This is a genomic window from Comamonas sp. B-9, assembly GCF_000410635.1.
Lineage (GTDB): Bacteria > Pseudomonadota > Gammaproteobacteria > Burkholderiales > Burkholderiaceae_C > Comamonas.
Genome location: NZ_APCR01000253.1, coordinates 1 through 8039, shown reverse-complemented (window position 1 = coordinate 8039; position 8039 = coordinate 1). Strand labels below are relative to the sequence as shown.

General features: G+C 64.1%; 9 protein-coding genes and 1 pseudogene. 3 read left to right on the top strand and 7 right to left on the bottom strand.

Annotated features, from left to right (window positions below; genetic code table 11):
- On the top strand, positions 1-949 hold a 949-nt coding region (locus H928_RS0101720; RefSeq protein WP_027010424.1), incomplete at its 5' end, for a DUF3418 domain-containing protein.
- A 55-nt stretch (positions 950-1004) separates the two neighbouring features.
- Here H928_RS0101720 and H928_RS0101715 read toward each other — a convergent pair.
- The 4 genes from H928_RS0101715 to H928_RS25725 are packed head-to-tail and all read right to left on the bottom strand — an operon-like array spanning position 1005 to position 4355.
- Positions 1005-1670: an isochorismatase family cysteine hydrolase gene (locus H928_RS0101715; protein ID WP_021024937.1), complete on the bottom strand. Its 666-nt coding sequence runs from the start codon at positions 1668-1670 to the stop codon at positions 1005-1007.
- Between the two features lie 34 nt (positions 1671-1704).
- On the bottom strand, positions 1705-2547 hold the full coding sequence (locus tag H928_RS0101710; protein WP_021024936.1) for an ABC transporter permease: 843 nt from the start codon (positions 2545-2547) through the stop codon (positions 1705-1707).
- A 2-nt stretch (positions 2548-2549) separates the two neighbouring features.
- Positions 2550-3338, bottom strand: coding sequence for an ABC transporter ATP-binding protein (locus H928_RS0101705; protein WP_021024935.1), 789 nt, complete (start codon positions 3336-3338; stop codon positions 2550-2552).
- Positions 3339-3347: 9 nt separating this feature from the next.
- Entirely contained in the window at positions 3348-4355 is a 1008-nt protein-coding gene (locus H928_RS25725; protein ID WP_021024934.1) for an ABC transporter substrate-binding protein, read from the bottom strand.
- 243 nt (positions 4356-4598) lie between these two features.
- Between H928_RS25725 and H928_RS25720 the strand changes: the two genes are divergently transcribed.
- Positions 4599-5204, top strand: a complete 606-nt coding sequence (locus H928_RS25720; protein ID WP_148293006.1) for a hypothetical protein — start codon at positions 4599-4601, stop codon at positions 5202-5204.
- Positions 5205-5273: 69 nt separating this feature from the next.
- The gene (locus H928_RS0101690) at positions 5274-7016 is read left to right on the top strand and encodes a long-chain fatty acid--CoA ligase (protein ID WP_148293005.1); all 1743 of its coding nucleotides are present in this window, start codon (positions 5274-5276) and stop codon (positions 7014-7016) included.
- A gap of 45 nt (positions 7017-7061) precedes the next feature.
- On the opposite strand, the gene H928_RS0101685 is transcribed toward H928_RS0101690, so the two are convergent.
- The 3 genes and pseudogenes from H928_RS0101685 to H928_RS25715 form a co-directional block, all read right to left on the bottom strand.
- Positions 7062-7286 carry a hypothetical protein gene (locus H928_RS0101685; RefSeq protein WP_021024931.1) on the bottom strand — a complete coding sequence of 75 codons (225 nt, stop codon included), beginning with the start codon at positions 7284-7286 and terminating at the stop codon, positions 7062-7064.
- Between the two features lie 78 nt (positions 7287-7364).
- On the bottom strand, positions 7365-7679 hold the full coding sequence (locus H928_RS0101680; protein ID WP_021024930.1) for a cupin: 315 nt from the start codon (positions 7677-7679) through the stop codon (positions 7365-7367).
- A 22-nt stretch (positions 7680-7701) separates the two neighbouring features.
- Positions 7702-8039 (bottom strand): annotated as a pseudogene (locus H928_RS25715) (ABC transporter); the annotation flags it as partial.

Below are 8039 nucleotides of genomic sequence, written 5' to 3'. Positions count from 1 at the left end.
GGCGCAGGCGCCTGCCGCCGCTGCCAAGCAGGGTGGCAAGGCGGCGCCTGCAGCCAGCGCTGCGGCGCACAGCAAGGCCCAGGGGCCCGTGCATGCGGCCGACAAGCTCTGGACCGATTGGGGCTTTGGCGCCTTGCCCGAGCTCATGGAGATCAAGAAGGGCAACCAGACGCTGATTGGTTTCCCGGCGCTGATCGACCACGGCAACGGCGTCGGCATCGAGGTGTTTGACGAGCCCGAGGTGGCAGCCAACCGCCATGCGCTGGGCCTGCGGCGCCTCTTTGCGCTGCAGATCCGCGATGCGCTCAAGTACCTGGAAAAGAACATTCCCGATCTGCAGAAGATGGCGGTGGGCTATATGCCGCTGGGCACGCAGGAAGAGCTGCGCGAGCAGATCATCAATGTGGCGATTGACCGCGCCTTTTTGCAAGAGCCGCTGCCGGCGGACGCTGAGCAGTTCAAGCAGCGGGTGCAGGAGGGGCGCGGGCGCCTGACCTTGATCGCCAACGAGGTCGCGCGCATGGCCGCTGGCGTTTTGCAGGAGTACATGGCGGCGGTGCGCAAGATCAAGGACACCAAGAACGCGCCTGAGGCCACGGCCGATGCCCAGCAGCAGCTGCAAAAGCTGGTGCCCAAGAACTTTATCGCGATTGCGCCCTGGGCCCAGCTGGGACACTATGCCCGTTACCTGAAGGCGATCACCGCGCGCCTCGATAAGTACCGGGCCGACCCTGCCCGCGATGCCGCCAAGCTCAAGGAGCTGCAGCCATTGGAGCAGCGCTATTGGCGCCTGGTGGCAGAGCGCAAGGGCCAGGTGGATGCGCGCATGCAGGAGTACCGCTGGATGCTCGAAGAGCTGCGGGTGAGCTTTTTTGCCCAGGAGCTGCGCACGCCATACCCGGTCAGCAGCAAGCGGCTGGACAAGGTCTGGCAGCAGTTGCAGCAGTAAGGACTTAGGGATAACCGGCCATGCTGCCTTGCGCAACATGGCCGGTTTTTCTTTGTCAAACCAGGCGTTCCACCACCTCGTCCACCGTCAGCACATCGCCAAAGAACAGCATCCAGTTGTTGAGGCTGTGGACATGCTCATAGGGCGTGACGGCGGCCAGCGCATCGTCGACCATGATGGTGGCGTAGTCCAGCATCATCGCGTCGCGCGCGGTGGATTCGCAGCAGACATTGGTGACGGTGCCGCCGATCAAGACGGTGCGCACGCCCTGCGCCTTGAGGACGGCGTCGAGATCGGAGGCGCCGGGGGCCAGCGCGCTGTAGCAGCGCTTGACCACCGTGAGGTCGCCCGGCTGTACATCGAGCGCGGGCGGCATCGCAAAGCCGGCGTGGCCGCTGCCCAGCTCCAGCAGCCGGCGCGCGCTGCGCTCGGGCGTGAGCATATGGCGGTGGTGGTGCGACCAGAACTGGTCGGCGCCATCGGCGCTGGTCTTGATCCACACCACGGTGCCGCCCTTGGCGCGCAGCGCGGCTGCCAGCTGGTTGACCTTGGCAAAGATCGCGCGCGCTGGCGCGCATTCGCCCTGGTAGCCGGGCTGGGTGTAGTAGTTTTGCAAGTCCACGACGACAAAGGCGGTGGCCGCGGCGTCCAACTGGTCATAGGGGTGGAGCACCCCCTGGCGGGCCAGCACGCGCTCTTCAATCCAAGGCTCAAACTGCATGGGGCTATCTTTTCTGGTGTGGGTTTCAAAGGGCTCAGGCGTAGCGGTGCTGCACGCTTTTTTCCAGGCGGGTGACGGCCATGTACATCACGGCCGACAGCAAGGCCAGCACGACGATCGACGCCATCACCACATTGAGCTTGAACACCTGGCTGCCGTTGACGATCAAAAAGCCCAGGCCGGCGCTCGAGGACTGGAACTCGCCGACGATGACGCCGATCAAGGACAGGCCAATGTTCATCTTGATCGCGGCAATCACCGCGGGCACGCTGCCGGGGAAGACCACATACTTCATCACCTGGGCCTTGCTGGCGCCCAAGGTGGTGGCCAGCTTGATCTTGTTGGGGTCGATGGCCTGAAAGCCTTCGTAGACCACCATGATGGTGATGAACAGCGAGATGGCCACCGCCATGCCGTAGACCGAGTATTCCGAGCCCAGCCAGATGTAGAAGATCGGCACAAAGGCAATCTTGGGCATGGCATTGGCGATCACGAGGAAAGGATCGAGCACCTTTTTCAAAAAGCTGCTCCACCACAGCATGGCAGCCATGCCGATGCCCAGCAGCATGCTGACGACAAAGCCGATCACTGTGGCCTTGAAGGTGATCCAGGTGTGGCCCAGCAGGTCGCCGTTGCGGGCCAGATCGACCAGGGTGGGCAGCACGGCAGACGGGTAGCTGGTGAGCATGGGGTTGAGGATGTGGCTGCGCGCGAGCAGTTCCCAAATCAACAGGAATGCCAGCAAGAGCCCTGCGCGGCTCAGTGCCACCAGGCGCTTGCGGCGCTGGATCTGGGCCAGCCACTGGCGGTATTCGGGGCTGCGGGTGTCGGCTTGGGCCGGGGCCGCCGTGTTGGTGGTGTTCATGACGGTGCTCATGCTTAGCCTTCCACGTGGGCGTCGATCTCGTCCCACAGCACATTGAAGTAATCGTTGAATTCCGGGCAGCCTCGGGCCTCAAAAGGCGTGGGCCGTTTGCCGCCCTGCGAGGGGAAGTCCATGTGGTGCACCGATTTGATGCGGCCGGGCCGGCGCGAGAGCACGATGACGCGGTCGGTCATTGCAATGGCCTCGCCAATATCGTGCGTGACCAGGATCACCGACTTGCCCTCGTCGCGCAGCACATCGACCACCTCATCGGCAATCGACAAGCGGGTTTGCGAGTCGAGCGCGGAGAAGGGCTCGTCGAGCAGCACCACATCCGGGTTGGTGACCAGGGTGCGGGCCAAGGCCACGCGCTGGCGCATGCCGCCCGACAGCTGGCGCGGGTAGTGGTGCAGGTAGTCGCCCATGCCGCATTTGTGCAGCAGCTGCGTGGCGCGCTTTTCGGCGGCCGCCAGGTCCTTGTTCTGGATCTGGGCGCCCAGCAGGGTGTTTTCCAAAATGGTGCGCCACTCGAACAGGTAGTCCTGCTGCAGCATGTAGCCGATGCGCGGGTTGGGGCCGACGATGGTCTGGCCATCGACCAGCACCGTGCCGCTGGACGGCGGCAAAATGCCCGCCAGGATCGACAGCAAGGTGCTCTTGCCGCAGCCCGACTGGCCAATCAGGCTGATGAATTCGCCTGCCTTGACCGAGAGGTTGATGTTCTGCAGCGCCTGGGTCTCGCCCTGGGGTGTGAAATAGCGCAAGGAGACGTTGTCGACATGGACGCGGTAGGGGTGGGTCATCGCAGCTCCTTATTTTTGCGCCAGGCTCTGCACCAGGCCCATGTCGACAAAGCGGGCGTAGTCGACCTTTTTGCCGGCCTCCAGCACACCGCCTTGCACCAGCATGTCCTGCAGCTGGTCCATGGCCTGCTTCTCGACCATCGGCGTCTTCTTCCACAGCTGCAGCTGCTGGTAGCGCTCAATGGCGCTGACCAGCTCGGCCTTGCTCAGACCCGTGAAATAGCTGCCCACCAGATCGGCCAGCTCGCCCGCCGGTGCAGCAGCGGTGTACTGCTGGGCTTTCGCCACCGCCTGGGTCCAGGCTTGCACGGCGGCCCGGTTTTTCTTCAGGTAGGCATCGGTGGTGGTGAACACGGTGTAGTCGACCATGCCCACTTCCTTGCCCACCGCGCCCAGCGGGAAGGCCTTGCCTTGTTTTTCCAAGCTGCTGGCCTCGGGCTCCAGAAAGGTGGCGTAGTCGTTTTGCCCGGCCAGCCAGGCGCCGGTGCGCGCGGCCGGGCCGATATTGCTGACGAGCGTCAGGTCTTTCTTCGGATCGAGCCCCTTTTTGCGCAAGGCCGCCTCCAGAAAGATATCGGGGTTGGAGCCCGGGCGGAAGGACATGATCTTGCTGCCCTTGAGCTTGCTCCAGTCAAAATTCGCATCGGGTTTGCGGCCCATCAGCAAGAAGCCGTCGGTGGCAGTCAGTCCGGCAAACACAATGGGTTTGACTGGCGACTCGCTGTTGGCGACATAGATCGAGGCCTCGGGGCCAATCAGCACGATATCGGCGCTGCCCGAGAGCAGGGCGGCCATGCCCTTGTCGGTGCCCTGCGAGGTTTTCATGCTCATCTCGATGCCCGCGTCCTTGAACATCCCCTTTTGGATGCCCACATACATGGGAACATAGAGCACCGAGCGCACCACCTCCTCGTAACGGATCTTGTGCGCTGTCTGCGCCTGGGCATGGGACAGCGGCAGCAGCGCCGCCAGCAGGGAGGCAATAAGGGCCGTACGGCGGCGAAACATGTTCTTCATACCCACTCCTTGTATACAGAAAATAGCGACAGATGAATAAAAACAGCTTCATGCAAGAACAATGCCGAAATAAATGCTGAAATTTCCGGATCAATGTCTTGTTATGTATTCAGTATCCAATTTATTGTGCATGCCGAGGATCGGTGTTAACCATCAGGACTGGACACCGGGATTGGGTGTAGGGCGAGGTGCGGTGAGGGCCGATGGCGGCGGCTTTGGGAGCCGGCCTTGATGCCGCGGCGCATGGCAGCGCGCTGGTCCCCCAGGTTGCGGCGCGCACTGTTTTGGTCCCGGCCGCTGACGGCCGACGAATGGGTGCTGCTGGCGCGCTATTTTGGCCAGCCGCAGCACCCGGGCTGGTCGCGCATGCGCCTCTACCTGCGCCGGCTGGGCGATACGCGCAGGGCGCTGTCGTTCAACGGCGGCTTTGTGTCGATGCCGGCGCACTGCTTTGCAGCGTCAGACCCGCGCCAGTGCCTGCGGCTGGCTGAGCCGCTGATTGCAGGATGGCTGGCCCACGAGGCCTTCCACCACTGGCAGCGGCTGCAGGGCAGGGCGGTAACCCGGCAGGCATTGGGCCTGCAATGGCGCTTTTGGCGCCATGGCATCAACCCCTATGCCTATACGCCCAGTGCATCGCCGGCGGAGTTGCTGGCCCAGTTCCAGCAGGCCCAGGTCGAGCAGCAGGCACAGATGTGGCAAGACGCGGTGATGGCCGATATCGCCTGGCGCCAGGCCGGGCCCGGTGCGGCGCGGGAGCGGCTGGCAGCCGCTGCCCAGCGCTGGCATGCGGTGCTGCACTGGGTGCAACAACAGGGCGCGCCACACCGGGGCTCGCCGGTCCCCTAAGCGACGGGCTGGTGCCTGGGCCGCTGGGCATACTGGACCGAAACTCGCTTTGAAAGTTCGGGACCCGCCATGACCGCTGCTGCAGACCTGCCTGCCTCCACTTCCACCTCTGCCCCGGTATCTGCCCCGATATCCGCCCATTGGCCCGGGCGTGTGCCCCGGCAGCTGACCTTGCCGGCCACCTCGGTCTGGGACAACCTGGCCGTCAATGCCCGGCGCTATCCGGACCATGCCGCACTGGTGTTTTTTGACCAGGCCATCAGCTATGGCCAGATGTGCGAACAGACCGAGCGCCTGGCCGCCCATCTGTACCAGCAAGGCGTGCGCAAGGGAGACCGGGTCATCCTGCTGATGCAAAACTGCCCGCAGCTGGTGCTGGCGCACTACGCGATCCTGCGCGCCAATGCGGTGGTGGTGCCGGTCAACCCGATGAATACCGCCGCCGAGCTGGCCCACTACATCAGCGATGCCGATGCGCGCGTAGCGATCACCACCGCCGATCTGGCCCCTGCGCTGTGCCAGGCCAGCAGCAGCCTGCCGCCCGAGCAGCAGCTGGCGCACCTGGTTATCAGCCATCTGTCGGACACCATGCCGGCCGATGCCGCTACGCAGCCGGATTTTCCGCCTGCCTGGCAGCCTTGGTTGCTGGGCGCGCAGCCTTTGCCGGGTGCCGATCTGCTGGGTGCCACCACGGTCAGCCGCTGGCTCGATGCCGTCGAGTGCCGTGCCGAGCCCCCCGCCGGCGAGGTAGCGGCCAGCGATATGGCGATCCTGCCCTACACCAGCGGCACCACCGGCCTGCCCAAGGGCTGCATCCATGCGCACAGCCATGTGCAGCATGCGGCGATGGCGGGCGTACTCTGGGGCCGGCAAAGCACAGAGAGCGTGAACCTGGTGGTGGCGCCGATGTTCCATATCACCGGCATGGTGTCGATCATGCATGTGCTGATCTGCGCCGGAGCCACCTTGGTGATCATGCCGCGCTGGGACCGGCAGCTGGCGGCCGCGCTGATGGCGCGCTACCGGGTGACGCACTGGGCCAATATCCCGACCATGGTGGTGGACCTGCTGGCCAGCCCGAACCTGGCGCAGATGGACACCCGCAGCCTGGTCTACATGGGTGGCGGTGGCGCGGCGATGCCGCAGTCGGTGGCGCAAAGGGTCAAGGAGGTCTGGGGCCTGGACTATATCGAGGGCTATGGCATGACGGAGACCTGTGGTGCCTCCCATGCCAATCCCTATGAGCACCCCAAGCAGCAGTGCCTGGGGCTGCCCCATATCGGCATGCAGTCATTGGTGATCGCCCCCGAAACCTGGCAGCCCCTGGCCGACGGTGAGGTGGGTGAGATTGTGGTGCAGGGCCCGCAGGTGCTGCAGGGCTACTGGAAGCAGCCCGCTGCCACGGCCGCCAGTTTTGTCGAGGTGGGCGGGCAGCGCTTTTTCCGCACCGGTGACCTGGGTTACCGCGATGCCGATGGCTACTTCTTCCTGACCGATCGCCTGAAACGCATGATCAATGCCAGCGGCTACAAGGTCTGGCCCGCCGAGGTCGAGAGCCTGATGTACCGCCATCCTGCCATCCTGGAGGCCTGCGTGATCTCCGCCCGCGATGAATATCGGGGCGAGACCGTCAAGGCGGTGGTGGTGTTGCGCCAAGGCCAGCAGGGCCTTGTCAGCGCGCAGGACATTATCGACTGGTGCCGCGAACACATGGCGGTGTACAAGGCGCCGCGCCTGGTGCAGCTGGTAGACCAGTTGCCCAAGAGTGGCAGCGGCAAGGTGATGTGGCGCTTGCTGCAGGAAAAGGAGTAAAGGTGCCGTGGGATGCCTGCAGGCGCATAGGCGGGGAGGGATGCACTACCACCAGCGCATGAGGCGCAGCATCTTGAACCAAAACCCGTCGCCATACTGCACCGCTAGCCAGCCACAAACCACCGGGCAGACAACGCAGAGGATGGCCCAAGTCATCCAGCTTGGGTAGGTTTTAAAGCCGATGACACCCGCGACAAACAGGCCCAGCAAGATTCCAAAAAAGAGGCGAACATTGCGCTCGGCGCTGTCGCGGGGTGGGTCTTCATGCATGGCGTTCTGAGGCTCGTGGTGAGCCCGCCAGTGTAGGTGGGCGCAGCGGTCTCTGCCCAGCCTGATGTAGGGTGCAGGCTATACGCTTCCGGCCTTTTCAATCACCAAAATCCGCGCTTCACCCTGCGGGTGGGCCACATGCTCGCAACCTACGCCGGCGTGGAAGATATCGCCGGCCTGCAGCAGGGCTTGCTTTTCTTCGCCCGTCTCGCGCCAGTGCATGACCACCAGGCCCTGCATCACCGCAAAGACTTCCTCGCCGTCGTTGACATGCCAGATATAGGGCTGGTCCGTCCAGTGCAAACGGACGCTGGTGCCGTTCATCTGGGCAATGTCCTGGGCGCCCCAGGGGCGCTCGGCGGTGAATTCCTGGCTGCGGATGATGCGTTGCATGGTGTGTCTGCACGTCGGCCGTTTAAGCGGTCGCGTTCAGCTCCTGGCTGATGGCCTCGATCTGCTCGGACAGCTCCAGCCAGCGCTCTTCGAGCTGCTCAATCTCGCCATTGATGACGCTCAGCTGCTTGCCGGCCTCGACGATATCGGCGCCCGACAGACCTGGGGTCGCGAGCTTGGTCTCCAGCGCATCGCGCTGCGCATTGAGCTGGGGCAGCTTCTTGTCGATCTGTTCGAGCTCTTTCTTGAAGGGCTTGGTCTTGTCGGCCAGCTGCTGGCGGGCGGCGGCGGCCAGGCGGCGGGCTTCCTTGGGGTCGCCCAGGGGCTCGGTCTTGGCGGGCGCAGGCGCAGGGGCTGGCG

Excerpts from the sequence above, each read along its gene's own strand:
- H928_RS0101715 (WP_021024937.1), bottom strand. The coding sequence starts at position 1,670 with ATGCAGTTTGAGCCTTGGATTGAAGAGCGCGTGCTGGCCCGCCAGGGG.
- H928_RS0101710 (WP_021024936.1), bottom strand. The coding sequence starts at position 2,547 with ATGAGCACCGTCATGAACACCACCAACACGGCGGCCCCGGCCCAAGCC.
- H928_RS0101705 (WP_021024935.1), bottom strand. The coding sequence starts at position 3,338 with ATGACCCACCCCTACCGCGTCCATGTCGACAACGTCTCCTTGCGCTAT.
- H928_RS25725 (WP_021024934.1), bottom strand. The coding sequence starts at position 4,355 with ATGAAGAACATGTTTCGCCGCCGTACGGCCCTTATTGCCTCCCTGCTG.
- H928_RS25720 (WP_148293006.1), top strand. The coding sequence starts at position 4,599 with ATGGCAGCGCGCTGGTCCCCCAGGTTGCGGCGCGCACTGTTTTGGTCC.
- H928_RS0101690 (WP_148293005.1), top strand. The coding sequence starts at position 5,274 with ATGACCGCTGCTGCAGACCTGCCTGCCTCCACTTCCACCTCTGCCCCG.
- H928_RS0101685 (WP_021024931.1), bottom strand. The coding sequence starts at position 7,286 with ATGCATGAAGACCCACCCCGCGACAGCGCCGAGCGCAATGTTCGCCTC.
- H928_RS0101680 (WP_021024930.1), bottom strand. The coding sequence starts at position 7,679 with ATGCAACGCATCATCCGCAGCCAGGAATTCACCGCCGAGCGCCCCTGG.